Source organism: Halobacillus sp. SY10 (assembly GCF_045401165.1).
In the GTDB taxonomy this organism is placed as follows: domain Bacteria; phylum Bacillota; class Bacilli; order Bacillales; family Halobacillaceae; genus Halobacillus; species Halobacillus aidingensis.
The window spans coordinates 2333350-2359756 of record NZ_CP174345.1 but is presented as its reverse complement, the minus strand read 5'-3'; the positions used below and the strand labels follow the sequence as shown (position 1 = coordinate 2359756).

30 protein-coding genes and 1 riboswitch are annotated in these 26407 nt (G+C 44.6%); of the genes, 22 read left to right on the top strand and 8 right to left on the bottom strand.

The window, feature by feature from the left end:
• Position 1 precedes the first annotated feature (1 nt).
• Positions 2 to 1696 (bottom strand): N-acetylmuramoyl-L-alanine amidase, encoded by a 1695-nt coding sequence (locus ACJA3J_RS12045; RefSeq protein WP_406944118.1) that lies wholly within the window; start codon positions 1694 to 1696, stop codon positions 2 to 4.
• Positions 1697 to 1913: 217 nt separating this feature from the next.
• Between ACJA3J_RS12045 and ACJA3J_RS12040 the strand changes: the two genes are divergently transcribed.
• From ACJA3J_RS12040 to ACJA3J_RS12020, 5 genes are all read left to right on the top strand, one after another.
• Complete coding sequence (locus ACJA3J_RS12040) at positions 1914 to 3128, top strand: EAL-associated domain-containing protein (protein WP_089653016.1); 1215 nt, start codon at positions 1914 to 1916, stop codon at positions 3126 to 3128.
• Positions 3129 to 3250: 122 nt separating this feature from the next.
• Positions 3251 to 3514, top strand: a complete 264-nt coding sequence (locus ACJA3J_RS12035; RefSeq protein ID WP_406944117.1) for a hypothetical protein — start codon at positions 3251 to 3253, stop codon at positions 3512 to 3514.
• Positions 3515 to 3529: 15 nt separating this feature from the next.
• Positions 3530 to 4000 carry a GNAT family N-acetyltransferase gene (locus ACJA3J_RS12030; protein WP_406944116.1) on the top strand — a complete coding sequence of 157 codons (471 nt, stop codon included), beginning with the start codon at positions 3530 to 3532 and terminating at the stop codon, positions 3998 to 4000.
• A 168-nt stretch (positions 4001 to 4168) separates the two neighbouring features.
• Positions 4169 to 5080: a methyl-accepting chemotaxis protein gene (locus tag ACJA3J_RS12025; protein ID WP_406944115.1), complete on the top strand. Its 912-nt coding sequence runs from the start codon at positions 4169 to 4171 to the stop codon at positions 5078 to 5080.
• A gap of 120 nt (positions 5081 to 5200) precedes the next feature.
• Positions 5201 to 6016, top strand: a complete 816-nt coding sequence (locus ACJA3J_RS12020) for a GGDEF domain-containing protein (protein ID WP_115895173.1) — start codon at positions 5201 to 5203, stop codon at positions 6014 to 6016.
• A 109-nt stretch (positions 6017 to 6125) separates the two neighbouring features.
• On the opposite strand, the gene ACJA3J_RS12015 is transcribed toward ACJA3J_RS12020, so the two are convergent.
• A complete protein-coding gene (locus tag ACJA3J_RS12015; RefSeq protein ID WP_406944114.1) occupies positions 6126 to 6821 on the bottom strand; it encodes a toast rack family protein in 696 nt (231 codons plus the stop codon).
• 176 nt (positions 6822 to 6997) lie between these two features.
• On the opposite strand from ACJA3J_RS12015, the gene ACJA3J_RS12010 reads away from it, so the two are divergent.
• The 4 genes from ACJA3J_RS12010 (at position 6998) to ACJA3J_RS11995 (ending at position 8418) form a co-directional block, all read left to right on the top strand.
• The gene (locus tag ACJA3J_RS12010; protein WP_406944113.1) at positions 6998 to 7384 is read left to right on the top strand and encodes an ectoine synthase; all 387 of its coding nucleotides are present in this window, start codon (positions 6998 to 7000) and stop codon (positions 7382 to 7384) included.
• Between the two features lie 90 nt (positions 7385 to 7474).
• Positions 7475 to 7726, top strand: a complete 252-nt coding sequence (locus ACJA3J_RS12005; RefSeq protein WP_406944112.1) for a hypothetical protein — start codon at positions 7475 to 7477, stop codon at positions 7724 to 7726.
• Positions 7727 to 7735: 9 nt separating this feature from the next.
• Entirely contained in the window at positions 7736 to 8194 is a 459-nt protein-coding gene (locus ACJA3J_RS12000) for a hypothetical protein (RefSeq protein WP_406944111.1), read from the top strand.
• Positions 8191 to 8418 carry a hypothetical protein gene (locus ACJA3J_RS11995; protein ID WP_406944110.1) on the top strand — a complete coding sequence of 76 codons (228 nt, stop codon included), beginning with the start codon at positions 8191 to 8193 and terminating at the stop codon, positions 8416 to 8418. Before ACJA3J_RS12000 ends, ACJA3J_RS11995 begins: the two co-directional genes overlap by 4 nt.
• Before the next feature lie 23 nt (positions 8419 to 8441).
• Here the strand turns inward: ACJA3J_RS11995 and ACJA3J_RS11990 are convergent, their stop codons facing one another.
• On the bottom strand, positions 8442 to 9014 hold the full coding sequence (locus ACJA3J_RS11990; RefSeq protein WP_406944109.1) for a hypothetical protein: 573 nt from the start codon (positions 9012 to 9014) through the stop codon (positions 8442 to 8444).
• 285 nt (positions 9015 to 9299) lie between these two features.
• Here ACJA3J_RS11990 and ACJA3J_RS11985 point away from each other — a divergent pair, with 285 nt between their 5' ends.
• Both ACJA3J_RS11985 and ACJA3J_RS11980 read left to right on the top strand, forming a co-directional pair.
• Positions 9300 to 10199 (top strand): hypothetical protein, encoded by a 900-nt coding sequence (locus ACJA3J_RS11985; protein ID WP_406944108.1) that lies wholly within the window; start codon positions 9300 to 9302, stop codon positions 10197 to 10199.
• On the top strand, positions 10196 to 10762 hold the full coding sequence (locus tag ACJA3J_RS11980) for a hypothetical protein (protein ID WP_406944107.1): 567 nt from the start codon (positions 10196 to 10198) through the stop codon (positions 10760 to 10762). The genes ACJA3J_RS11985 and ACJA3J_RS11980 overlap by 4 nt, the downstream gene beginning before the upstream one ends.
• A gap of 29 nt (positions 10763 to 10791) precedes the next feature.
• Here ACJA3J_RS11980 and ACJA3J_RS11975 read toward each other — a convergent pair whose 3' ends face one another.
• Positions 10792 to 11103 carry a hypothetical protein gene (locus ACJA3J_RS11975; RefSeq protein WP_406944106.1) on the bottom strand — a complete coding sequence of 104 codons (312 nt, stop codon included), beginning with the start codon at positions 11101 to 11103 and terminating at the stop codon, positions 10792 to 10794.
• Between the two features lie 210 nt (positions 11104 to 11313).
• Here ACJA3J_RS11975 and ACJA3J_RS11970 point away from each other — a divergent pair, with 210 nt between their 5' ends.
• Complete coding sequence (locus ACJA3J_RS11970; protein ID WP_406944105.1) at positions 11314 to 14043, top strand: pullulanase; 2730 nt, start codon at positions 11314 to 11316, stop codon at positions 14041 to 14043.
• Positions 14044 to 14209: 166 nt separating this feature from the next.
• Here ACJA3J_RS11970 and ACJA3J_RS11965 read toward each other — a convergent pair whose 3' ends face one another.
• Entirely contained in the window at positions 14210 to 15118 is a 909-nt protein-coding gene (locus ACJA3J_RS11965; RefSeq protein ID WP_406944104.1) for a DMT family transporter, read from the bottom strand.
• A 137-nt stretch (positions 15119 to 15255) separates the two neighbouring features.
• Between ACJA3J_RS11965 and ACJA3J_RS11960 the strand changes: the two genes are divergently transcribed.
• Positions 15256 to 15828, top strand: a complete 573-nt coding sequence (locus ACJA3J_RS11960) for a GNAT family N-acetyltransferase (RefSeq protein ID WP_089653077.1) — start codon at positions 15256 to 15258, stop codon at positions 15826 to 15828.
• Between the two features lie 4 nt (positions 15829 to 15832).
• Complete coding sequence (locus ACJA3J_RS11955; RefSeq protein WP_406944103.1) at positions 15833 to 17161, top strand: NAD(FAD)-utilizing dehydrogenase; 1329 nt, start codon at positions 15833 to 15835, stop codon at positions 17159 to 17161.
• Between the two features lie 4 nt (positions 17162 to 17165).
• Here the strand turns inward: ACJA3J_RS11955 and ACJA3J_RS11950 are convergent, their stop codons facing one another.
• The gene (locus ACJA3J_RS11950) at positions 17166 to 18239 is read right to left on the bottom strand and encodes an iron-containing alcohol dehydrogenase family protein (RefSeq protein WP_406944102.1); all 1074 of its coding nucleotides are present in this window, start codon (positions 18237 to 18239) and stop codon (positions 17166 to 17168) included.
• Positions 18240 to 18382: 143 nt separating this feature from the next.
• Positions 18383 to 18487: riboswitch (SAM riboswitch) on the top strand.
• 83 nt (positions 18488 to 18570) lie between these two features.
• Here ACJA3J_RS11950 and ACJA3J_RS11945 point away from each other — a divergent pair.
• The 4 genes from ACJA3J_RS11945 (at position 18571) to ACJA3J_RS11930 (ending at position 21636) form a co-directional block, all read left to right on the top strand.
• The gene (locus tag ACJA3J_RS11945; RefSeq protein ID WP_089653044.1) at positions 18571 to 19614 is read left to right on the top strand and encodes a methionine ABC transporter ATP-binding protein; all 1044 of its coding nucleotides are present in this window, start codon (positions 18571 to 18573) and stop codon (positions 19612 to 19614) included.
• Positions 19574 to 20236 carry a methionine ABC transporter permease gene (locus tag ACJA3J_RS11940; protein WP_406944101.1) on the top strand — a complete coding sequence of 221 codons (663 nt, stop codon included), beginning with the start codon at positions 19574 to 19576 and terminating at the stop codon, positions 20234 to 20236. The genes ACJA3J_RS11945 and ACJA3J_RS11940 overlap by 41 nt, the downstream gene beginning before the upstream one ends.
• 22 nt (positions 20237 to 20258) lie before the next feature.
• On the top strand, positions 20259 to 21083 hold the full coding sequence (locus tag ACJA3J_RS11935; RefSeq protein WP_406944100.1) for a MetQ/NlpA family ABC transporter substrate-binding protein: 825 nt from the start codon (positions 20259 to 20261) through the stop codon (positions 21081 to 21083).
• 223 nt (positions 21084 to 21306) lie between these two features.
• A complete protein-coding gene (locus tag ACJA3J_RS11930) occupies positions 21307 to 21636 on the top strand; it encodes a hypothetical protein (protein WP_406944099.1) in 330 nt (109 codons plus the stop codon).
• A 122-nt stretch (positions 21637 to 21758) separates the two neighbouring features.
• Here ACJA3J_RS11930 and ACJA3J_RS11925 read toward each other — a convergent pair whose 3' ends face one another.
• Entirely contained in the window at positions 21759 to 22481 is a 723-nt protein-coding gene (locus ACJA3J_RS11925; RefSeq protein WP_089653050.1) for a 3-ketoacyl-ACP reductase, read from the bottom strand.
• Between the two features lie 117 nt (positions 22482 to 22598).
• Between ACJA3J_RS11925 and ACJA3J_RS11920 the strand changes: the two genes are divergently transcribed.
• The 3 genes from ACJA3J_RS11920 to ACJA3J_RS11910 all read left to right on the top strand — a co-directional run bounded on the left by ACJA3J_RS11920 (position 22599) and on the right by ACJA3J_RS11910 (position 24143).
• Entirely contained in the window at positions 22599 to 22898 is a 300-nt protein-coding gene (locus ACJA3J_RS11920) for a hypothetical protein (protein WP_406944098.1), read from the top strand.
• Between the two features lie 347 nt (positions 22899 to 23245).
• On the top strand, positions 23246 to 23455 hold the full coding sequence (locus ACJA3J_RS11915; protein ID WP_406944097.1) for a hypothetical protein: 210 nt from the start codon (positions 23246 to 23248) through the stop codon (positions 23453 to 23455).
• A gap of 154 nt (positions 23456 to 23609) precedes the next feature.
• Positions 23610 to 24143 carry a hypothetical protein gene (locus ACJA3J_RS11910; RefSeq protein WP_406944096.1) on the top strand — a complete coding sequence of 178 codons (534 nt, stop codon included), beginning with the start codon at positions 23610 to 23612 and terminating at the stop codon, positions 24141 to 24143.
• Positions 24144 to 24561: 418 nt separating this feature from the next.
• On the opposite strand, the gene ACJA3J_RS11905 is transcribed toward ACJA3J_RS11910, so the two are convergent.
• The gene (locus tag ACJA3J_RS11905; protein ID WP_035543224.1) at positions 24562 to 24759 is read right to left on the bottom strand and encodes a cold-shock protein; all 198 of its coding nucleotides are present in this window, start codon (positions 24757 to 24759) and stop codon (positions 24562 to 24564) included.
• Between the two features lie 504 nt (positions 24760 to 25263).
• On the opposite strand from ACJA3J_RS11905, the gene ACJA3J_RS11900 reads away from it, so the two are divergent.
• Positions 25264 to 26175, top strand: a complete 912-nt coding sequence (locus ACJA3J_RS11900) for a DUF4367 domain-containing protein (RefSeq protein WP_406944095.1) — start codon at positions 25264 to 25266, stop codon at positions 26173 to 26175.
• Positions 26176 to 26407: the final 232 nt, after the last annotated feature.

Genomic DNA, 26407 nt, shown 5'->3' with positions numbered 1-26407 from the left:
TTTATATCTCATCAAGCACATCATTCAACTGTCCCCGCTGCTCATCCATCTCTTCAAGTGCATGATTAATATTACGCTCATGAAGCTGCAATATCAGCTGACCATACGTGTCCCCTGGAACAGCCCATCGGCCATTCAAGCGGGTCCACGTCGGTGCGATGCCACGCGTGACGAGGTCGAAGCGCGGGTCGACTTTTTCCAAACCGGCTGGGATCGGATCTTTTGATGCATAGGCGTAAAGGTGCTGGATGTGGGCGTGGACGCCTTCTTCTGGTGTTTCGAAAGTGGCTCCTCGCGCGCCGCCACCGGTCGCCCCGATGCCGGCGAAGTTGTTCTGATCTGCTCTCACATCGCCTGTGAAACGGAAGTAGTTCGTTTCATTGAGGGCCTGGGCGAAAGCGACATCGCCGCGGATGCCGTAAGCTTCTCCATATTTCAAATAGAAGCGGCCGAGGTCCGGGGCGTCCGGGTTGACGGTTTTCGCGTAAGCATCGAGCTGACAGGCCGTCAAATACATATCGCCTAGGATCTTATAACCGCCATCGTCGACAGGAGGTTCCGGTTCCGGTTCCGGTTCCGGCTCAGGCTCTGGATCTGGCTCACTCGGTGGGCCACCGATGATGAATGCACCAGAGATGCCGATGGACTTGAGGCGTTCCACTTGGGCCTCCGCGTTTTCCCTGTCTGAGTATGCTCCGGTCTGGACGCGGTAATAGGTCACTCCGTTGATCTCTGCCTCGACGATGAAGCCGTCGATGCCTTCCTGTGCGAGAGCCGCCACTCTTTCTTCGGCATTCTCACGGTTTCGGAACGATCCTGCGATAACGCGGTGCAAGCCGTCTTCAGGCTCTTCCGGTTCCGGCTGTGGAGGAGCAGGGGCATCTTCACCGCGTATGATGAAGGCATCCGCAATTCCGATGCGCTTCAGACGCTCCACCTGTTCTTTCGCGTTTTCTTCACTAGAAAAAGCGCCTGTTTGCACACGGTAATACGTCGTGCCTGAGATCGTCGTCGGTACGACAAAGCCAGGGAACCCTTGGCCTGCGAGCGACTCGATCAGCTGCTCGGCATTCTCTCTATTACGGAAAGATCCTGCAATGACCCTGTATAACGTGTCATCCCCAGGAGGCGTTGGGGCAGGTGTAGGCATTTTCGGCAGATTGAGGGCATCCGCAACTCCTTCTGCGATACCACGGCTTACATCATTGATGAAGGCGGAATTTCTGAGCAGGGCGAGGTCGCCGGGATTGTCGACGAACAGCACTTCGACGAGCAGGGAACTCATATCCGTTTCCCTCGTTACAAAAAGGTTGGCACGTTTCTTCCCACGGTCGCGTACATTGTAACCTCTGATTGCACGATAAGTGGTATCGTGAATGATATTTTGATAGGTGCGCGTATTCGGACTCAACGGGCCGTTATAAATATACGTTTCGAATCCGCTTCCTCCAGCTGCATTGTTGTGGATCGATAGGAAAAAGTCGGCGTTTTCCCGGTTAGCAAGACTTGTACGGGCGCCGAGGGATAACGTAACGTCTGTCGTTCGTGTCATGAGAATTCTCACTTGGTAATTTTGCGAAAGGATGCGTTGGACATTCATGGCGATAGACAAATTAAAGGTCTTCTCCTGGTAACCGCGATAAGTCGCACCCGGATCCGACCCTCCGTGACCAGCATCTATGACAACAGTTTTCATAGTAGTCAGTCTCCTTTCTGGACTTCCCCTTATTATATGAATATATCAGACCAAAGGTATGGTCACATATAAGGGGATCGGAGCAATTCTTTTAATGATAAAACTTAATTCCCGGGTAGGGCTCACTTCCAAACCATGGAGGACCTATCATTTATTAATAGAAGAAAAAATCATGTATAATGGATACAGATAAAGATGAAGAGCAGGAGGGGGACATATGGATCCACTGGATATCTTAGGCAATTTACATAAAATAAGACCGGTCTTCCAGCCGATCGTCAGCGCGATCAATCAAGACGTCATCGGCCACGAAGTTTTGGCTCGTTACGAAGAGGATGGAACATGGCATAGTTTAGGTCCCTTTTTCCTAGACCCCGACGTTCCGGAAGAATTCAAAGTCGAAGTCGATCAGCATGTACTAAAGCTTGCGGTCGAACAAATTTTAGAAAAAGGGACCGATGGGCTGTTGTTCATCAACCGCAATGCGAAGCAGCTGATGATCAATGATGGGGACGACCTGTTACAATCTCTGCTTGATTATGAACAAAAAGGATTGGATATGAAGCGGATCGTCATTGAAGTGACGGAGCATGATTTCGATGAAGAATTCGAGACGTTGAACCATCTGCTCCTCTATTACAAAACGTACGGCATCCAGATCGCTGTCGACCATGTAGGAGCAAAAAGCTCGAACATCGACCGCATCCGGCAGCTGGAGCCGCATATCCTGAAGATCGACTCGAGGATCATCCGCCAGCAGAACGGCGACACATTCCATGACATCATGTTCTCGATGTCGATGCTCGCCCACAGGATCGGTGCTGCGCTCCTTTTTGAAAACATAGAAGATGATTATCAGCTCTATTTCGCGTGGAAACATGGCAGCCGCTATTATCAAGGATTCTACCTCGGTTATCCCGCTTTCCAACCGGTTGACCGGGAGTCACTGGCTCTGAATATCGGGGAGAAGATGGCCGGCTACGTCCAGCGTGAGAAAAGTCTCTTGCAAAAGCGCCATGATTTCATTAAAGCATGGGAGAAAAAAGTAAAGGATCTGCTGCCCAAGTGGGAAGGGCCGAAGAAAGCGGATGTTTTCATCGAAGGGGTCACCGAAAAGTTCGATGAAGAAAGCTTCCGGATGTTCATCTGTCATATGGACGGGCAGCAAGTGTCCTCAAACTTCAGGAAAAAGACGGATGTATGGGAACTGGAGCCGCATAAGCGGGGATCCAACTGGGCGTTCCGTCCGTATTTCCTCGAAAACGTCATGCAGATGAAAGCCCTCAATACCGGTTTGCTTTCTGGCCTTTATTCAGATATCGAAACGAAAGAAATGGTGAGGACGTTCAGTTTTCCGCTGACGGATCAGCACTTCCTTTTCATCGACTTGAGGTATGCGTACCTCTATGAGCACGAGTGTCTGCTCGCCTGATGCATACGGAGGTGTAAATGATGATGAAAACCACGCCATTTGATACGTTCCTGTAGGGAGAGGGAGTTCCTTGATCCTCCTTATGGGATCGTGTCAAATCTCGAGGAACAGGACGTGGAACCATGAAAAACAGAAGTACCGATTATTACCGCCATCACAGGGAGCGCATCATCCGGAAGCATCTGGACTTTCTTGTGAACGTGAGACAGTATGAGGAAAGTGACCCCAGGCATCCATGGCTGAAGCACCCTGGAAAGTTGGCGAAAGCGCACCGGAAAGGCGCGTATCGGTATGAAAAGAAATATAACATCAAAAAAGCACCGGAAAAGTCGTGGCTGCAGATGATGCTTGCTGAAATGGAACATTACGAACAGGACTGGTGCTGAAAGAGGGGGAGCAGGGTGAAGCTTTCTGTACAGGAAATGACGAAAGAGTATGCGGACGAATCTCTCCAGTGGACGTACGATCCGCCTTATGATTTTTATAACGTGGAACTGTCAGAAGAGACGCTTGCCGAGCGGATGGACGGAAGTTATCGTTCGGTTTTGGATGAGACAGGAGCACTCATCGGCTTCTTTTGCACAGGAGAGAGCGCGAAAGTTCCGGCTGGAGAGAAGGATGGCGTCTATGATGAAGCGGCTGTCGACATGGGCCTCGGCATGCATCCATCGCTTACGGGGCAGGGGAACGGGAATCTTTTTGGGAAAACGGTCCTCGCCCAAATTGAAGCGGAACATGAAGGGAAACCGGTGCGACTGTCGGTGGCCACCTTCAACAAGCGGGCCATCCGTCTGTATGAGAACATGGGTTTTGTTAAACGAGCTTCTTTTCAAACGGATGTGTGTCCTTTCATTACCATGATTAAAGAATAATCGAAAGTCCGGGACTGTTGTTCCGGGCTTTTGTTATTGTTTTGTAAAGTTTCAGCTATATTCCCTTCGTCTCAAACATTATAAATTGCCAGACATCTTTCCTCTGATTATAATGAACAAATACAGAGATAGGTATTATGGATTATTAGACGGGAGAGGACTGGTAAAATGGTGCATAAGTTAGAAGAGTCTGTTGTGAGAAAAGACCTGATGTTTGAAGCGGCTGAAAAGAATTTGGCGATGATCCAATTCGGTACAGACCGGAAAGTTTCCTATGTAAATGAAATTTTCTCATCCACGATGCAGTTCAGATCGACCGATGACATGATCGGTTTGCATCATCAGAACTTTTGTTTTGATGATTTTGCCAAGAGCAGGGATTACGATACGTTCTGGAACGGCTTGTTGAGAGGGCGCAGCTACCAAGATAAAATCGAGCGAAAAGATGCGAAAGGAAATCGTGTTTGGCTTGAAGCGACCTACATGCCTGTTTACGATGGCGCTAAAATCGTCGGAGTCATGAAAGTCGCGACAGATATTACGAAGCGTCAAAGTGAAATCACTGAAGTGGTGGAACGTTTGAAGGAGATGTCCGTCACATTAAATGCAAGGGCCGAAGAAGGGGTCCGCCAACATGAAGAACTGAATGACAAAATCAATGAAATCGCTGTCAAATCCAAAGAAAACACGGATATTCTCATAGATTTGCGTAAACAGGCGGAAGAGATCCAGGGCGTCGTGAAGACGATCCGCGATATCGCTGCACAGACGAACCTTTTGTCATTGAATGCAGCCATTGAAGCAGCTCGTGCCGGGGAGCATGGTCGCGGGTTTGATGTCGTCGCGAAAGAAGTACGGAAGCTTTCGACGAAAGTGGAAGAATCGATTGGAGAGGTCCGTGAAAATATCGATAATATTACAAAAGAGATTTCCAATATTACCTCAGGAACCGAGCAGATCAGAAAAGAAGTGGAAAGCGGTCAAGTACAGATCAACGAAGCGTCAGCGGGTTACAAGGAAGTCGTTGGGTCGGCGGAATCGTTGAAAGAAGAAGCGGAGGCCTTGTCCGGAATCATTTGAACATCCGAAAGTTTCAAATGTAGCAGGAGGGGTATTTTCATCTTAGAGTAAATATGCCTAGGTCTAAATGACGTCTAAGAAGCGTATTTATTCGTACCCTTTTGGAAAGGTCGTCTTGATATGAAATCGAATTATTTAAGGTGGATGCTCGTCATCTATATCGCTCTTGGGGTTCTGATGGGCATCAGTTTTTCGCTTGTGCTCGATCAGTTCATTCCGATTCCCGAGCAGCTGTTCATATACTTCATGATCGCTTCAGTCTTTGCGGGGTCACTGTTAGGAATGGTGAACTATTTGGTTTATTTTTACTTTACAAAAGTATTCATCCGTCATGTGAACCAGGTGTTGAATTCAGTTAGAAACGGAGACTTGTCAGCAAGAACGAAGTTTCGTTCCGGAGGCATCATCGGTGAATTGAACAGGAACATCAACAAAACGCTCGTCAATCTGGAGCACTCCCAGAACACCATCCTTCATGATGATCTGACCCGTATCCCGAACAGGCAGGCCCTACAGCAGCGTTTCCTCAACCGGGAGGAGAGCGGTGCATGTGCGCTGTTATTCATTGATGTGAATGAATTCAAGAAAATCAATGATACCTACGGCCACATGACAGGAGATGAGATGCTCAAATCCATCGCTACCGTCCTGCAGAAAATGGTGAAAGAGACCGCACAGGTGTACAGGTTGAGCGGCGATGAATTCGTTATTCTGCAAAAAATGCAGAATGGGGAGGGTGCCGAAGAATTATGTAGCCGCATCCACCATGCTTTCGAGGCGCCTTTTTTCCAAGATGGACACCACATCCCTGTCAGCCTCAGCATTGGAGTATGTGAGTTCGAGTTTGGTCAAAGGGATTTTGTTAGCATTTTGGATGAGGCGGATCAGGAGATGTATAAAGCGAAAAATATGCGCAAAGTTCGACTGCAATCTTAAAGTCGATAAGAGGAAGCCGCTTAGACATGGTCCAAGCGGCTTTCTTTGTTTTATAAATTTTTTCATACTAAGCTTGCGCTTTACCGTTCCAAGAAAAGTCCAATAGATTTTATCTTACGATGAACTTCAAGTCTCCGACTCCCATTTCAGCATCGATATGAATGCGTGTTTCACTAGAATCATACACTTCGTTCACCCATGAATCTCCCATTTTTGTGAGGCCATCCGTACTTATATCCCCGATCCCTTTCTCTGCAGTGATTTTCACGCCTGTTTCTTTAGGTACGTAAACAGTACTTTCCCCAACGCCTGTTTCGATTTTTGCATCAAAGCTTTCCTCATAATCACCGGATAGATCGACAGTCATTTCCCCTACACCAGCCTCGATGGAAAGGTTTTGCAATTTCGCTGCTGTTAGATCCAGAGTGGACTCCGCTGCACCCGTTTGGATGGAAAGATCGACAAGGATCTTATTCGTTAAGAGAACGTCCCACTCACTCTTTTGATTGTTGATGAATTTCTTTTTTTGTTTCGTTTGGGAGAGCATGATGGTGCCGTCTTGATAAGAAAGCTCTGGAGTCAAACGGTTTTCAGGATAAATGAACGAACCTTCCAGCCAGTCTTCAGGTCCTGTACCCAATGTAAGCTCTCCGACACCCATATCAATTTCCACTTTCAGTTGATCTGCATCATCTTGTTGGACTCGTTGTGTCTCTTCCACCTGTTCGCCAGCATGGACGAATGAACATCCAGCCAATGTCATCAAAGCACTTGCGCCAACAAGGGTTTTGTATAACTTCTTCATTATCACCGCTCCTTTTTTGCATCTAAAACCAGTATAGAATTTTTCCAACAAATGGATCAGTGGCTGTGGGTGTATCTTTCGTAGGTCTCGAGATGTATTTTACTTCCATAAGTCCTTGAAAGGGGCGTTCTACTCTTTTGGATGGGGAATAGATTGGAAAAGAAGGAGGAGATGTTGTGAAAGTTGTAGCATTGAAAGATGTGATCGGGACAAGTCAGGATGTCGATGGAGGGACATGGAACAGCCGGCGTCTCATCGTCAAGAAGGACGGGATGGGCTATTCGGTCCATGACACGATCATCCGCGCAGGTACCGAAACGCACATTTGGTACAAGCATCACCTCGAATCGGTCTACTGCATCGAAGGAGAGGGGGAAGTCATCACGCTCAAAGACCAAAAGACATGGCCGATCGAGCAGGGCGTCCTCTATGCGCTCGATGAACATGATGAGCATTTGTTACGGGCGAAAACGGATATGAGGATGATCTGCGTCTTCAATCCACCCATCAGCGGGGATGAAGTCCATGATGAAGATGGGGTCTATCCGGTCGATGAAACGTAACCTTTCCTAGTTCAGGAAGGGTTATTTTTTTCCATAAAAACGGAAATTTTTGTTACAATAGGACCGGGATGGCTTGAGGAGTGATAGCATATGAACAAGATATGGAAAAGAATCGGCGATGCATTTTTCATCGTTGCAGGTGTGGCCCTGATCTTGCCACTGTTTACAGACCTCCCTTTTCGCTGGGAATTGACATGGACTTTCTTAGCGCCGGCAGTGATCATTCAAAGACTGAGAGAGGTGAATGAAAAAGGAAGAAAAGTAGAACCGATCCTTACTATCGGTATGAGTCTCTTGCTCTTTGGGATTTCCTTTTACAGTTTACTATTTAACAAAATGTGAGGGATTGATATGGAAGAAGCGCTGGAAAAAGAAAGTGTGGATCAGAAAAAGATCAGGAACAAAGCCCGCAGCTCTATGTGGCATCTATTCTTGTTGATGGTATTGTGTATCGGTTTTGGGCAGATCTTTTTTGAAATGATACCAGGTCTTTTTTATCTAGGGGCTGTTATCTTTTATGGATTTTTTCTTTATGAAACGTATATGAGTAGAAAAACGAATGAAGAGTTGTGGCAGATTTGGGATGAACGGTGGAGGGACCGCCGGTTTCTTTTTCAATTCCGATCATCGCTATCCAAAAGTTTAGAAGTGTTGTTCCCTGCAATTATCGGAGCCAACGCTTCATGGATGATGTTTGGTCTATTCCTGGTTATTGGGCTGGCTGTGGGATTTAGAGATGGTATTAAGAAATGGAAAGCGAAAGAGCATTACTATGAAGAATACATAGAAAAAAGGAACATGGCGGCATGAAATTGTTTAGGATCTTTAACGTTCTTTATGGAGCCGTTGCTCTCATCTGGCTGACGGTCAGTTTATTTCATGAAGGGTTCAATCCTTCTGTGAAAATCAATGCTGGGATTATTGGTGGTCTCTTTTTATTGCTTGGGGTAGATGATTGGATGGATGATCGAAAAAAGTATGCGGCTTATTATTTCTTCCTTGCCGTCGTTTCCATGATTGCGGTCATGATATAAAAAAAGAGCCAATGAAGCTGGCTCTATTTGTGGTGATAAGTAAGATCGATCATTAACGCTGTACATAAGATTAATATCACCTGTTCTTCGGTCCACTCGCGGCCTCGTACATGGTAAAGGTCTCCGGAAAGCCAGGCTTCTTTTGTGGTCGGTGCTGGAATCGATCTTTTTTGAATCGTAGCGATTTGTCCTTCACCTGATTTGACTTCAAAATCAGAAGCCATGTTTTTCCCATCCACTTCAAAAAGGGTTTTTCCCGCAGATTCGGCTATGATTTTTTGTGAAACGCTCCCTTTGAAATGAAGGTCGAACGTAGAATCTGCCGTTTGAATGGAGACATCGCTTGTGAACCCCTTTTTGCGATGAATATGAGCGATAACCTCTTGTTTAGGAGATAAAAGCTTGATATGTAAGCTGGCCATTTGATCAAGATTGAACAATTTCAAAGCATGGTTCAGCCAATGACCAGATGTAGAAGAATCTTCTTCAAATGTCGCGATTCTCTGATTCTCGCTATCTGAAATGCTGTACTGGGCGCTTTGATGAGCCATGATGGTTTCGGTCTGCAGTGTGTAGTAGGTAGAATGATGGAACATAATCGTCTCGCTTTCTATATAAGTATTACTAAACAGTACGGATGACTGAGTGTGGTGGTTTCATCCATTTAAAAAATGCGAGTCGCGCGCAGGAAGTCTGAGTCGCGCACAGGAAGTCCGAGTCGCGCGCAGGGAATCCGAGCCGCGCACAGGAAGTCTGAGTCGCGCGCAGGGAGTCCGAGTCGCGCGCAGGAAGTCTGAGTCGCGCGCAGGAAGTCCGAGCCGCGCGCGGTCATGAACGAACAATCACGGCCAACGAAAAGATTAAAAGTTAGGAAGATACATATGAAAGGAAAAACATTTATACTCGCACTGCTGATCATCGCGATCAGTTGGGGAGGCAACCTATGGTTCTATCAATCCAAGCAATTGGAGGAACCGATTTTTCTTGAACACTATTACGGCGGTGCCGGGGTGTTCGAACTTTATTACTTAACAAATAGAGATGAGTCATCTCATGTGATGAGTGTAGAGTTCAGTGATGGAACGACTTTACATGCGAAATCAGATTACTACGGATTTCATAACGGAAATCCTGCATATGGGCCTGATGTCCAAAGCAGGTCTACGCACTACCTGCTGAAAAAAACAGGATTTGATGAGCAGCAAATGAGAGAATTGGAAGTCGATCATGAAGGAGAAGCCACGATCCATTTCAATGATGGAAAAACAATGATAGCGGATATTGGCACGGTTGAATCAAGTGAGTTGAGGGAGGGAAATGGAATATTCCGTTCACAAGGAACTTCAAGTAGCAGTAACGGACGGTCCTTTCGCACTTATACAGTAAAAGAAGATTTGAAAATAGATTCGATGTCCTCACCGTTTCCTGAAGTACAGGATGATTTAAAGATGAAATTTTACGCGCCATCGATCGATTCAACAGGTACGCCCGATGATGGAGGACCGCGTTCATATTCTAAAGAACTGGATGAGGAATGGAGCCAGGTGGCAGGTGCTCCACTGGAAAACATCGATTTTCCTATCGAAATGAAGCAGGGCGATCGAATCAGATTGACGATGCAGGAAGATCCAGACGCGATTCGCGCTTATTCCTATGAGATCGAAATGACAGGCACGACGGAGAATGGCAACCCATTCACACAGCCTTTTCTCATCTCGAATCATCCGCAATTCACACCACAGCAGATGGAACTCCTTATTGAAAGGAGGGGAAGCCAATGAATCCTTTTCATCGGATCTTCGGAGGATTGCTTCTTGTTTTAATCGACATTCATCTTGGTCAAATTGAGGTACTGGCTGATTTTATCGGGTATATCCTCGTATTAAGTGCATTGAATGGAATGGATGGGAACTTGAAAGGGATGAAAGGGGCGAGAACAACAGCCTTGATTATCAGTGTCCTTGCTATTCCACAATCCTTTTTAGGTCAGCCGTCAGGTACGAACGAAGGTGTAAACATTGGCTTCGATCCTCTTACGATTTACCATCAATCTTTAGGTTTGATTAAACTCGTGCTAATCTTCTACCTTTTTTATGTGTTCATCGATTGGGCAAAGAAAAAGGGAGATGAAGATCTTGAGAAGAGAACACAGAAGCTATTTAGGGTATATCTGATTGCTCACATTTTTTATTATGCTCTATTGCCTTTTTCCATGAACCTTCCGGAAAACATGGCCATCCCACTATTCATCGTAGGAATAGCTGTGGTTATTATCCTTGAGATTATGTTCCTAGTCTTAATTCGGGCTTTTCATAATGAACAAAATAGAATCGAATTCTATTAAAAAAGACGCCTCGGCCTGAGGCGTCTTTTTTATGCCGGCTGCTTTTCCATTTCCGGATCTCTTTCCGCCGCATCAATGAATAAAAAGATCGCTGTCAAAATGTGCATGACCATACCGACAAAAGGAACCCAGCCGACGCATGAGGTGACGATTCCGAGGATGCTCCCTCTCGTTTCTCTCCCTTTCTTCTGAGAGAGCACAAGTGTGATGATATGAAGGATAAGCATGACGGCTAAAGGAATCCATAATAATGAGATGACAAAGGTTCCGCCAACAAAAGGGATGCCTAAACATGCTTCCAAAGCAGCGGTCACCCACATGAGAATACGTGCTGCTGACATACAAACACCTCCAATTAATCCTCCATCATTTTATTCAGAGAAAGCAGGTTTAGAACTCGGGACTATCGAAACAGGACAATCGTTTCCTTTTCGATCATTTTCTGAATATTTATTCACATACAGGAAATGTATGGTATATTGGTTTGTGAAAGCGTTTGCACTAATTGGTGTGCATCGCACTCAGATACCCATTAAAGGAGGAGAATAATTTTGAGGATAAGGAGACAGTGGTGGAAAGTGGTCATCAGCGTTGTGCTTGTGTTTTTGCTGGCGGTTCCGACATCTTTTTCGTCGGTCAGTTCAACGAAGACTTTTGCGGAATCAAATGAAACCGTTACCATCCATTACAAACGATTAGATGGAAACTATGAAGGGTGGGGACTGCACCTGTGGAATCAGGACGGTTCCAATCCTGCGATTGAACAAGGGACGGATTGGTCGGACCCGGTGGAGTTTACGGATGAAACTGACTTCGGAATGTCCGTGGAAATCCCGGTCATCGACATTAAGAACGGATTGAACTTTATCGTACATAAGGGGGATATGAAAGATACTCCGAATGACAGAAGTTTCCCGGCGACCGGTGAAACGGAGTTCTGGCTGGTCCAAGGAAAGGAGGAAGTCTATTTGGAAGAACCTGTCCTGACGACTTACGTCGAGTCAGCGAAAATCAAAAATGACACGCTCATTTCAGCGAAGATGAGCCAGGTTGAGGAAAGTGCGGATCGTTCTGATTTTGTCCTGAAGGGGGCCGATGGAGAACGCGTCACCATTGAGTCTGCTGAGGTAGATGGACAAGACGTTCGTCTTCAAACGGCAGAAGCTCTTGATCTCACTCAAACGTACACTATCCAGTATGGAGAAGAAGAAACGAATGTGATTGTAGACTGGAAGCTTATGGATGAGAAGTTCGCTTATGATGGGGACGACCTCGGAGCGACGTTAAACGATGACGGTACAGCTGAATTAAAGCTTTGGTCTCCGATCGCGACTGATGTTTCTGTCGTTCTTTATGATAAAGACGATCAGTATGAAGTCGTGAACAATGACATCCCGATGGAAAAAGGGGACAATGGCGTCTGGACTGTGAAGCTGGATGAGTCCAATACGGGAATCAAAGATCTCACCAACTACTATTATCAATATAAAATCGAAGCCTATGGCGAGGAGAAGCTTGCCCTCGATCCTTATGCCAAGTCCATGGCGGCTTCGAACAATGAAGATAACGATGATGTAGGAAAAGCGGCGATTGTCGATCCTTCAGACATCGGGCCAAAACTTGATTTTGCCAAAATCAAAGGCTATGAAAAGCGTGAAGATGCAATCATTTGGGAAGCACACGTGCGCGACTTCACTTCTGATCCAAGTATCGAAGGGGAATTGGATTCGCAGTTCGGCACGTTCGATGCTTTTGTAGAAAAGCTCGATTATGTGCAGGAACTTGGTGTGACACACATCCAATTGCTGCCTGTCATGAAGTATTATTTCGGTGATGAGCTCGACAGCAGCACACGTGAACGTGAGTATTCCGCTTCAGGAAACAATTACAACTGGGGCTATGACCCTCACAGTTATTTCGCTCTTTCCGGTATGTATTCCGAGCGTCCGGAAGATCCGGAAGAAAGAATCAAAGAGTTCAAGCAGCTGATCAAGGAAATTCACAAGCGCAAGATGGGCGTCATTTTGGATGTCGTCTATAACCACACAGCCAAAGTGAGCATCTTGGAAGACCTTGTCCCGAACTATTATCACTTTATGGATGAGGAAGGGAATGCCAAAGTCGGTTACGGTGGAGGAAAAGTGGGGACGACTCACGAAATGTCCCGTAAGCTTATGGTCGATTCGATCAAATATTGGGTGGATGAATTCAAAGTCGACGGTTTCCGCTTCGACTTGATGGGTGACCTGGATGCAGAAAGTGTCCAAGCCGCATACGACGCAGCGGAAGCTTTGAATCCTGACATTTTGATGTTGGGAGAAGGATGGAGAACGTACGCAGGTGATAATTCAGGAGAAGGCGTTCAACCTGCTGACCAAGATTGGATGGATGAAACAGATGGAGCAGCGGTCTTCTCTGATGAAATCAGAAATGAACTGAAGTCCGGTTTCGGAAGTGAAGGCGAGCCGCGCTTCATCACGGGCGGCGCTCGTAATATCGATACCATTTTCAATAACATCAAAGGACAGCCTGGAAATGTGACGGAAGACGACCCGGGCGATATCGTCCAGTACATCGCAGCGCATGACAACTTGACGCTTCATGACGTCATCGCACAGTCCATCAAAAAGGATCCAGCGAAGCATGAAGAAGAAATCCAAAAGCGGATCCGTCTCGGTAATTCTATGATTCTGACTAGTCAGGGAATCTCCTTCCTTCATGCCGGTCAGGAATACGGCCGCACGAAGCAGTGGAAAGCAGATGACGTTCCAGAAGCGAAGTCCACATACATGGTCGATGAAAACGGGAACCCATTTGAGGATCCTTACTTCATCCATGATTCCTACGATTCTACGGATGTGATCAACCAGTTCGACTGGCAGGCTGTATCACAGCCGAGCATCCAACAGGAAACGATGGAATATACGAAAGGCTTGATTGAACTGAGACGCTGGACAGATGCTTTCCGCCTCGGTTCTGAGGAAGCAGTCGAAGAAAACGTGACGCTCCTTGATGCACCTGAAATCCAGGAAACGGATTTGATGCTTGCTTATAAAGCGGTCGATCCTGGTAAGAAAGCAAAAGGTAGCTACTACGTGTTCATCAACGCCGATGACGAAGAACGTACGTTGACGCTTGATGCTAATTTGAAAAAAGGAAAAGTGCTCGTCGACAATGACGAAGCTGGACGCAAAAAAGTGAAAGCCCCATCCGGTTTCGAGCTGAGTAAAGATGGGATTACCATCGATCCATTGACGACGGTCGTGATTCATACGAAATAAAGAGAAACCAGCTTCTTTTTGAGGAGCTGGTTTTTTATCCGTATTCGAAAGTGACTTAACGGAGAGCAATAGTGTCCTAACACATGACCAAAGTGACTTAACACTAAGCCAAAGTGTCCTAACGTAGAGGAAAGTGCCCTAACGCCACCTCAAAGTGACTTAACGATCAAGAAGCGGACTTTTCCCTGTGTTGAGCAGGCTTCTTTTTCGCCTCCTGCACAATGATCACCGATAAAAGGACGAGCACGACCCCGGCATATTGGTAGATTGTCATGACCTCCGCATAAACAAAGTAACCAACGAGTGTCGCGACGACTGGTTCGATGGTGGCGACGATGGAAGCCCGGCTCGATTCCACATGCTCGAGGCCTTTCGTGTATAGGAGGAATGGCAAAACGGTCGAGATTAGTCCCAGACCGAGAACGAGCAGCCAGACGCGGATGTCAGTCAGGATAGACGCATTGTTCCATAGTCGGCTGAAAGGAACCACCGCTAAGGTTGCGAAAACAAAAGTATATAAGGTCACCGTCAATGACGGATACTTTTTCAAAACGACCTTACCGAAGATGCTGTATAGAGCGTAAAACAGTCCGGAGCCAAGTCCGAATAAAAGGCCGGCCAGTGACAAGGATGCTTGAAGTTCGGGAAGTAATCCGATGACGAATGTACATCCGATAAAAGTTGTGAAAAGCGCGATCAGTTTTCTCCCTGTCCAAGCTTCGTTAAAGAATATCCTTGAAAAAATAGTCACGAAAACAGGCGCTGTATAAAGGAGTACGAAGGCGATCGACATGGAAGTCGCTTCGATAGCGCTGAACAGGCACCAGTTGAACAAAGCGATGCTGATGACCCCTGTCCCGAAGAAATAGCGCGAGTCTGCTGGTTTTATTTTCAAAAGCTTTCTATTGGAAACGAGGATGTAGCTGAACAGCATGACCATCGCTGAGGTCACTCGGAGAGCGACGACTTGAATGGGGGAGAACCCATACTCGTACAATTCGTTTACAAACAGACCGATGATCCCCCACAGGGATGCGCCAAGAAATATCATGATAAATGCGCGGTTTCTCGTCATCCGATCCCTCCTTCATACGTGAATTTCCGTCTATTATACAAAAATTTAGAAAGGTTTGAATATAGTTGTTGCAAAAAAATAGAAATTCTTGTTTGATAGAGGATAAGGATGAAATCGAAACACAAGGAGATGGGACTATGAATCCAGTAATGCGAGACGTCAAAACACACATAGAAACAGAACGGCTGATCCTGAAAATGCCGGAGCCCGGCGACGGGACAGCGGTCAATGCAGCGATTCAAAGGTCTGTGAATGAACTGAAACCATGGCTCGGATTCGTCCAGGAGACGCCGACCGTCGAAGACACAGAATCAAACGCAAGGGAAGCGCACGCAAAATTTTTGCTGCGGCAGAATTTAAGGTATCTCGTTTTTCTGAAAGAGGACCGAACGTTTGTCGGTTCGACAGGTTTTCATCGAATGGACTGGGATGTGCCGAAGTTTGAACTTGGATACTGGATGGATACCGCTCACAGTGGAAAAGGATACATGCGGGAAGCGGTGGAGGCATTGACGGCGTACGCGTTGAATGATTTGGGAGGAGCAAGGGTGGAAATCCGCTGCGAATCTGAAAATAAAAGAAGCCGCGCCATTCCGGAATCGCTCGGTTTCGAATTGGAAGGAACCCTTCGCAACGACGATCTCTCTGTCGATGGAAAGCGTTTAACCGACACGTGCATCTATGCCAAAGTCCGTGAAAAAGGGGCGTGATCCTGTGTATGACGTGACGATCATTGGTGCCGGCGTCAGTGGTGTGTTCCTTGCTTATACGCTAGCCAAGGAACATCCGGACTTGAACATCCATGTCATCGATAAAGGAAAGCCACTGGCTGAACGGACGTGTGGATTACAGCAGGAAGCGTGCACTTGTGAAGGCCCGTGCGATCGGTACATAGGATTTGCAGGACTCGGAAAATCAGAAGGGAAATTCAATTATACGAACGACTTCGGTGGACAGCTGGGAAGGAAGATCGGGGAAAAGGAAACGCTTGCGCTCATGGAAGAAGTGGATGACCTTTTATGTTCCTATGGAGGCTACCTTGTAGAGAAATACAGTACTGAAAATGAAAAACTTTCCAAGAAAGCAGCCGAGCATTCTTTACGAGTTTTCTCAACAGAAGTGCGGCATTTGGGGATAAGGCTTGCGCGTCGGATCTTTCAAAGCATGTACGAGGATATGTATGAACAGATGACCTTCACTTTCAAAGCAGATGTCACAAGAGTCACAAAAGAAGAAGGTTTGTTTTCGATCGATACAAGTCACGGACGGTTCCAAAGCAGGAAGGTCGTCTTTGCTACAGGCATGAGTGGGAGTGACTGGCTGAAATCCATGTTAGCAGAATTAGGGTTGAAGGCGGGGGAGACACGATTGGATCTAGGGGTACGAGTGGAGATGCGCGGCAATCAGCTTGATGCCATCCTTCAGGAAACGTTTGAAACGAAACTGCATTACATAACCGACCGCTTCTCCGCTACCACTTACTGCATGAATCCGCATGGAAGAATCATACGCAAGTATCAGCATGGCCTCGTGATGCCGGATGGACAGAATCAGAACGAGGAAGAACCGAGTCAGAATTTGAATTTTACCCTTTTCGTTCCGCGGTACTTCAAAAATCAAACAGAGGCCATGGCAGAAGCTCATCATGTGATTGGCGGCATCAATCAAGGGACGGGCAGGATTGTGGCGCAAAAGTTGGGAGATTTAGTGGAGGGAAAACCATCGGACCATCTTTCCGAAGGCGTTATTCACCCCTCGCTTGAAGCAGAAGCGGGAGATCTCCGCAAAGAAGTTCCGTCCCTTTATATAGAGGCACTGATTGAGTTTTTTGAAGCGTTGGAAGGGCTGCTTGGCGAGGAAATCGATCGGGATACCATCCTTTATGGGGTGGATAGTAAATTTTATGAAGCGAAGATCTTCACGGATGAGCATTTTGAGACGGAGCTGTCAGGTTTGTACTTGATCGGGGACTGTTCCGGGGAAACGCACTCCCTGTCTCAAGCGGCGGCGAGCGGAATTTATTTAGCCCGCATGATAGCTTAGCCTTTTACAATGAGGCTAAGCTATTTTCAACGGCTAGGATCGCTTCTCTCACCTGCGTTTGATCATGAATCCCCATAAGGTGGATCGATTCACTTGGCCGTGTGGAATAGTAGGAAATTGTCTCTATATCCTCCGGTGAATCAGCATCCAGATCCTTGAGTGATAAAGGCAGCCGCATGGATTTGTAAAAAGGAATCAGCTGCTTTATTTGTTCTGTTTTTCCTTCGAGTGCTAATTGTACGAGAATGCCGTAAGCAACTTTCTCTCCATGCAAAAACTTATGAGCCCCTGGCACTTTGGTCAGCCCATTGTGGATGGAGTGGGCACCGGATATTCTTCCGTAACCATCTCCAAAGCCTCCGACCATACCTCCTGCCATTATGATCGTTTCAGCGACACGTGTGAATGCAGTAGTGCATTGAGCTTTTTCATTGCCGTGCACGGCATTTTTTCCCTCCTGGAATAGAATGTCTCTACACAGTTTTGCAGCGTGAAGGGCCATTTCTAAAGGGACAGGCTTTTCTTTTATATGTCTCGTCAGAACATCGGCTTCATACCATTTGGCAATCGTATCTCCAATTCCCGCACGGAGATATTCGACGGGAGCATGAACGAGCATGGCAGGGTCGACGATGACCATGTATGTACTTCTCTTGTAGATCGTATATTCAATGAAATTGCCATTTTCATCATAAAACACACTCAAAGGTGTCCAGGCTGCACAATTGGATACGAGTGTAGGAATCAGGATGACTGGAAGATCAAGCGCCTCGCCGCACGCTTTAGTGAGGTCGAGAATTTTCCCGCCTCCGACACCGATCAAGACGTTCGTAATAGGAGAGACGTTTTCCTTGATCCTTGCCACTTCCTGATGGGTGCATTCCCCGTCATACGAAATGGTTCCGATGCTAAACGGAAATTCTGGCATATAAGATTCGGCCATGGCCCATGAATCTTTTCCGTGGATGATGGTCCCATGTTTGAACGGCTCATCTTTGATAAGTTCCGGTAATTCTTTCAGTATACCGGGTTCACACTTGTAAAAATTCGGAGATCCTTGAACATTTATAGACTCCATCTCAATCCCCCTTTCAAGATATGCCCATTATTATCCATACCTTAAAATTAAATGTCAATGTTGAAAAAATATAATTTAAAAAATTGAGAAAATTATTTACAAACCCTAATACATACGTTAAAGTGTTAAAACATAAACGAAAATTCTTATCGAGAGTGATGGAGGGAGAAGGCCCGTAGATATCACAGCAACCTTCCTTATGGAGTGGTGCTACATCCTTCAGAATGTCCTATTCTGGGAGATAAGAGTTTGGCAGTCTTTCATGCGAAACTCTCTCCCGTAAAGGGCGGGAGTTTTTTTGTAGGAACTTATTTAATCAGGGGGGAAGCCGATGATTTCATTGGAACAACTGAGCAAAGTCTATCAATCCAAGGGGAAAACCGTGATCGGAGTCGATGACGTCTCATTGGATATCAAAAAAGGTGAAATTTTTGGAGTCGTCGGGTACAGCGGGGCTGGGAAGAGCACCCTTTTAAGATGCATGAACATTTTGGAACGCCCGACCGAAGGGAAGGTCATGGTCGATGGAATCGATCTCATGACATTGAATTCCAGGGACTTGAGGAAGGCCAGACAATCAATCGGAATGATCTTTCAAGGTTTTCACCTCGCGATGGCGAAAACCGTTTTGGAAAATGTGGCATTCGCTCTAAAGGCGTCCGGCGTCAACCGCCAGGAAAGAAAAAGAAGGGCACAGGAATTATTGGAGCTTGTCGGTCTCTCAGATAAAGCCGATCAATATCCGGCCCAGTTGAGTGGAGGGCAGAAGCAGAGGGTGAGCATTGCGAGAGCGCTTGCCAATGATCCCAAGGTGCTTTTGTGTGATGAAGCGACCTCAGCACTTGATCCGAATACGACGCAATCAATTTTGAACTTGTTGAAAAGGATCAATCGTGAACTCGGCCTTACCATCGTCCTGATCACCCATGAGATGGAGGTCGTCAAGGAAATCTGCGACCGTTGCGCCGTTATGGAAGACGGAAAAATTGTTGAGCAGGGTTCTACATATGAAATCTTCGCTGCTCCTGAAAACGAATTGACGAAACGCTTCATCCAAACGGTGATTGACTTCCGTATCCCGGAAAAGATCCTTTCAGAAAGGAAAGGGACCATCGTACATATGACGTTCAAAGGGGACTCGGCCAACGAATCGATTGTGTCAGATCTCTTACAGGGGTATAACGTACGGGCCAATATTCTGCATGGGAAGATCGATTACATTCAAGACCAGGCTCTCGGTACCTTTGTGATGGAATTGACAGGAGAACAAAAAGTTGTCCACCGTGCCATACAAGATTTGAAAGAAAAGCTTGGAGAAGTGGAGGTGCTGCAAGATGATCGATCAGCTGATCAATCTCTGGCCAGAGCTGAATAAATCATTCATCGAAACACTGATCATGGTAGGCATTGGACTGGTCGTCGCTTTAATCGCAGGCCTTCCGCTCGGGTTGCTCTTGTTTGTGACGGACCGGGATTTGTTTCTCGAGAATCGCACCATTAAAAGCATCGTGGGCGTCGTGGTGAACTTAATTCGTTCGGTCCCGTTCATTATTTTGTTAGTGTTCTTATTCCCTTTTACTAATTTCTTGATTGGGACGACGACCGGTCCTGTAGCAGCTTCGGTCGCGCTTTCGGTTGCTGCCATCCCTTTTTACGCAAGGATCGTGGAATCGTCTGCACGGGACATTGACAAAGGGGTGATTGAAGCAGCCATTGCCTGCGGAGCTTCCCCTTGGCTGATCATCAAGGATATCATTTTCCCTGAAATTAAACCCGGGCTGATCAGCGGGTTGACTATAACTGCTATCAGTTTAATTGGATATTCCGCCATGGCAGGAGCTATCGGAGGAGGCGGAATCGGGGACTTGGCGATTCGATATGGTTACTATCGCTACGATAACTTTGTCATGTTCACGACCGTCATCCTGCTTATTGTCCTCGTCCAAATCGTGCAATACACCGGCGATTATATTGCCAAAACTGTGAAAAAGAATTGAATCATATTTAGGAGGAACCATCATGAAAAAAATCATTTTATTAGGCGTCACTTTATTATCGATCGCATTTCTCGCTGCATGCGGGGAAGAAGAAGAAAGTGCAGATGCTTCTGGAAAAGAAACGATTCGCTTCGGTGCTACTGCCGGACCCTACAGTGATATGGTCACGAAAGCGATTGCTCCACTATTAGAAGAAAAGGGATACGAAGTGACGAACAAGGAATTCACTGATTATGTCCAGCCCAACAAAGCCCTTGCAAACGGAGATTTGGATGCAAACCTTTTTCAGCATAAAATTTATTTAGAGTCTTTCGCGAAAGAAAACAACCTGGATCTATCTGAAGTCATCATTGTACCAACAGCCCCGATGGGAATCTATTCCAATACATACGAGGATATCGGAAGTATTGAAGAAGGAAGCACGATGGGCGTACCGAACGATCCGACAAACCTTGCTCGTGCATTGATTGTGCTTGAGGATGAAGGTCTTGTTGAGGTCGATGACAGCGTCGATCCATTACGCGCATCATTGAACGATATTACGAAAAATAAAAAGGATATCCAGTTTGTCGAAGTGGAAGCAGGACAACTGCCGCGTCTAGTCGATAGCGAAGATTTGTCCATGGTCCCAGGAAACTACGCATTGGCTGCGGGAATGGATCTCCTGAATGCACTGGCTCTGGAAGACATGCCTGATGATTACCGTAACCGTGTAGCCGTGAAAACGGAAGATCTTGATGCACAGTTTGTGAAAGATATTAAAGAAGTTGTGGAGTCAGAGGAGTTTGAAAAGATCATCGATGAAGAATTCAAAGGTTTCGGGAAACCACAGTGGATGAGAGAATAGAAAGGAAGGCTGACGTCCATTCGTCAGCCTTTTTTATGGTAATTTCTCAATAGGGCGGGATGAATCGTAAAATACGGCACTGTAAAGCACTCATGGTTTTGACTTTTCTTCTTCTTTGATAGGTTATTATCCTCAATGATTTTATGAAAATATTCGAAACTTTCCGTCTTTTCCTTCGTAAAGTAAATAAAGCAGTCAATAAGATACATAGTTGGAGGGGATGATGATAGGAAAGAATATCATTTGGGCAATCGTTACTGTCTTTGTCATGGTACTGATCAATTACGGAGTCGCTTCTTTTTTTAGCGGTGAATTTATTGAGTATTCCTTTTTGCTTGGCGTTGTAGTCATGACCATCGTGTGGTTCTTTAATTCAAAAGGTGGTTTCGCTTCCAATACGGTCAGGTTGGGGGTCCAGGCCCGGACTGGATTGAAGATCGAAGAGGAAAAACAGAAATTTAACCCCACGGTTGTATTTTATACCGCGGTCGTATACACCATGGTAGCGCTTATCATCACAATCATCTATTACAAAGATTATTTTACTGGTTGAACTTTTGGGTTGTTTGTTTATGTATAGAAAAAGAAAACGCTTGGTTGTTAAAAATCCAAGCGTTTTTCGTTTCCTTTATTATCTTCAATGTAAAAGAGTTGTTGATGCTGCCAGGATAAAACTTAAAAAGGATTGGTCGCCCATTGAAGCGACTGCTTGATGAAAATACGAGGGTGTAATTTCAATTGAGAGACCATGTATTCAGCAAGATCCTCCGGCTGCATGTACTTCTCTTTATCCTGTCCTTCCATGTCTTCGCCTAGAGCGAGTTCTGTAGCGACGAGACTCGGATTCAATGTGAAGACGCGGATGTTGTCCCTTCTCACTTCCTGCATCAAGGCTTCCATCATACCTTGAAGAGCGAACTTTGATCCACTATAAGCCGTGGAACCGGCGGTGCCTTTAAGGCCGCTGCTTGATGAAATATTGATGATGTCCCCTTGGTTCTTTTCCTTCATCATTGGCAGGACCGCTCTCGTGACATGATATGTACCGTATACATTCACCTCAAACGTTCGTTTCCATTCTTCTGGCTCCAGTTCAAGGAATTTTCCGTACACACCGATGCCTGCGTTGTTGATGAGAATGTCCGCTTCACCAAGCTCTTCTTTTAACTGCTGGATCGCTCTTTCCACTTGGTCGATGTCCGAAATGTCAGCGGTAGCTACAGCTGCCTGGACTCCGTAGGAACGTGCTTCCTCGGCTACGTCTTCAAGACGGCTTTCTGTCCTTGCGATCAGCCCGACATGGACTCCTTCTTTCGCCATCTGCAAAGCCGTAGCCCGTCCGATGCCGCGACCTGCTCCGGTCACATAAGCGATTTTTCCTTTGATTTCTTGTGCCATGAACTTCACTCCTTTAACTGTTCTTCATTCAAGTCTACGAGTTTCCGTTTTTGAAATCAAAAGATAGCGTCTACCTCTGAATGGTTCCTATGATAAACTCATGGAGGGTGGGATTTTATGGAAACATTTGTTATGTTGAGACCCGTATTCATATTATTAGTGCTTGTATCGATTCTTGTTAAGATTTTCCTCATTTTTCAAAAGGAAGAGAAGGTGAGTGGATGGACGCTTTTCTTCGTCACATCCATGAGCGTAATCATTGGCAGTGTCTGCCTTTATAGCAGTGGGTACATCGTGGATGAGTTTGGTCTGGGTGGTGATCCTCTTTCATTTTATCTGTACATCGCTTTATTCCCGGTAAGCTTATTGAATATTTTACTGTACTCCTTCAAACCCAGGCCTTTCATAGAAACTTGAGACTTGAAATTCAATCACATTTTTTCTGTGGGATTTCCTGGAAATATTAGATCTTTGTTATAAAGATAGTTACAAAAAACAGCTAGTGATTTTTTATTTTTTGATAAGGATTATTAATACTTTGTTTATAAAAAGGAAGATGAGTTATATATCTTGAAACTTAGTCTCCCGCAAACGGGCAGGGTTGTTTAAGACTCATTTTCGAGATAATTAAAGGTATATACGACCAACATGGTAATTATTTCCACAAAACTGTAATTTTGATATGATGTATTTGCTTACCTATTATTAATTAATTTGTTTAGAAAATGTGAAATGAAATAGCACTTGCTGAAAGGAGAATGTGGATGTTCTCAAATAGGAAAACCACAACAGGAAAATGGCTTGCTTATTTAGGTTTATGGATTTTTGCTGCTGGATTAGCATTTAGTGAGATTTTTGGTATCGATGACATGCCACATTTATTAAAATCTGCATCAATCCCTATGATCGTAATAGGATTATTGAAGATAATCACATCAAATTTCTTTAATAAGAAAAGTTCAGGTATAAGTTGAGGGTATCACGAATTCAAGTCTTCCGTTATTGGGGGGGAATGCTTAAAAGAATGCTCGCCCTTATTGCATAAGTATAAAGATCTTTTGGGAATTTAGATTGTATAAATTTGGTTATATGGTAAAATATTCTACCGGGTAAAATGAGGGAATTATTTTGAGGAGAAATCTAAAAATACCAACAGTAATTTCAACTATAGTTATGTTCTTATTTTTAATAGGATGTGAACCATTAGCGAAGGAAACGATGGATTTTTATGAAAGCACAGAGAGTATTGAGCTCTCTGGTGAAAATATCAATTCTATATCAATAAATTCATATGAAAACGATGTAATAAACACTTTTGGGAAACCAACTGAAGTCGAAAAAATAGAAGATCCTAAGTCAAAATATTTAAGTTACGATGGTGTGGAGTTTGGTTTTGTAGATGACATGGTTATTCGATTATTCATTCGAAGAACACACGAAAACTCCAAAATATATGAGACTGTTAAAGAAATTAAAATCGGAGATACAAAAGAACAAGTAATTAAAGAATACGGTGAGAACTATTATGAAAGGGTTGAAAGTGGCTTAGATACCCTTGGATATTTTGATAAAGATAATAAAATAAATATAGAGTTTGGGTTTAATGAAAATAAAGTTATAGCTGTTATTATTAAGAAAATAGGTTGGGAGGAAGATAATTAAGCTAACAGGAACATTAGTGAAAAATCTGGTTCATTATATCTCAATTTCAAGTCTTCAAGAATCGGGGGCAAAACTGGAGTAAGACTCTTATTAAGACAAGTGTCTTCAAAAAACCTCTAAAAAACGTGAAGTCCTTAGCTGTTTCGAGAGGCTTTGCACCAAAGAATTCAACATGAGGCCTCGATAGAAGCATTTTTACAAAGATGCAGAAGCGCGTTTATAGAATAACGCATCTTGGGAGTTTTGTGCACTTATGATGATTCGGTATTGAAACTGTTCTTCTCGGTGGGATTATAAGTTTTACTAAAAGAAATAATCTTCCCAGTTCTGAATTGAATTCTAAATCTTACCTAACCAAAGCCCATCTATAAAAAAAGAGACTTCCGAATTCGGAAGTCTCTTTTTTAACTAGTAACGATTATTTTTGAACGTTAGCAGCTTGTGGTCCACGGTTACCTTCAACAATTTCAAAGGAAACTGTCTCGTTTTCTTCTAATGTTTTGAAACCTTCGCCTTGAATAGCAGAGAAATGAACGAATACATCATCTTGCCCTTCTACTTCAATAAAACCAAAACCTTTACTTTCGTTAAACCATTTAACATTACCTTGTAACATAAATTGTTACCTCCTGCGTGGAACTGATCCACAATGTATTACTATTATTGCTCTGCATATTCATTCCAGACGAAAGTGACTTACTAGTTACTTTTGCTTTCAATCGTAAACGAACAAGAATAATTAATTTTAAGTATACCAACAAAGGATCTTCCCGTCAACCAGGGGGGTCTTAGTAACCAAGCCAGGTGGGGGTCAGGCACCAAAATTAACTTCATAAGTCTTTATACAAAAGCTTTCCTGTTCAAATATTTTAAGTGGAATATCTTGAGTCTACAGTTTTTGGTGATCAAGAGTCTACTCTCGTAACCGAGGTGGGGATATGGAGTGTATTCGATCCATGGATTTTTATGAACCAGATTAAAAATGGAAGCCCAGTTTTGAGGTCGTGGAGTGAAAAAAGGAGTTTTTTCACAGATAATTTCTATTTTATTACCATTTTTTGAAACTTACTTCGTTCGTAATCGTACTTGTAGTAAAGAAGGCAGAACGGAGGTTATCTTTATGATGAAAAAATTTCTATTTATTGCGATTACGCTCTTTATTACAGCCGGCTGCGCATCTACCCAGTCTTCGGGTGAGAATACGGAACAGGAAAATACGACGGAGGATGATGTGACAAAGGTACTGGAGCAAATATTTTCAGGACCTGAAAAAGAATTAGCACAGTTGTATGAAGAGGAAAATCATGAAGGAATTTCTAATTATTACATGGACCAATTTGAACCTTACTTCACAGAAGAGTTTATGACTCAGGCGGTGGACACCAATCTGCTTAGCAGCTTTCACCAAAAGGCGTATGGAAACGATGCTCACATGGAGATTGGCAATATGAGCGTTGAGCAGAGCGAGGAAACAGACACCGCTTATAATTTTGAGATGCAAATCCTCATAAGCAATGGTGAAACAGCTGATGTCAGTGGAAGAGTAAATACGAACGAAGAAGGGGAAGTTACTCGAATCCACTACAATGACATTCAAACACTATTGCACGCTTTCGATAAGGCCGTTGAAACAGAAGATGGACTATTCGAATACGATCGTTCCAAGTTAGTGAGTCGGACTGAGGATGAAGCCTATCAGCCTAAGTATCCGACGATCATGCCTTTTGAAGTAGACGGTGTAGAAATAGAAGCTGGAGTTATGGAGCAAAAGGATACCGTACTAATCTTCATCTTTCATGCTGAAACGAATGAAACGATGGAATTGATGACTGTTAAAGATGCCGAAATCTCCTCTCAGGATATAGAGACAGAAGAGGTATCGATCGGTGACCAAACGGGGCAATATGCTGGGAATGAAGGCGAGACTCAACGGTTGATTTGGAAAGATGAGTCGATTATGTATGAATTGAAAGGGAATGTAGACGGCTTATCAAAAGATGATCTGATCAAAGTGGCGGAGTCTTTTAAATAAGGAATGCTACTATACTGTTAAAGAACTGTTGAGTTAACGAAGAATTTTTCTCATGTAGTAAATCCACTCCTTTCATTCAAGGGAGTGGATTTTTCCTTTTGTAGTCTAAAATAAACGGAGACGTTAGATTAAAGCTAAACAGAAAAAAGTTCGTAACGCATGGATGTCCAAAGAAATATGGACACTGAATTGCCTGTCATTTATATGGTGAATCTCTATTACATACAAAATA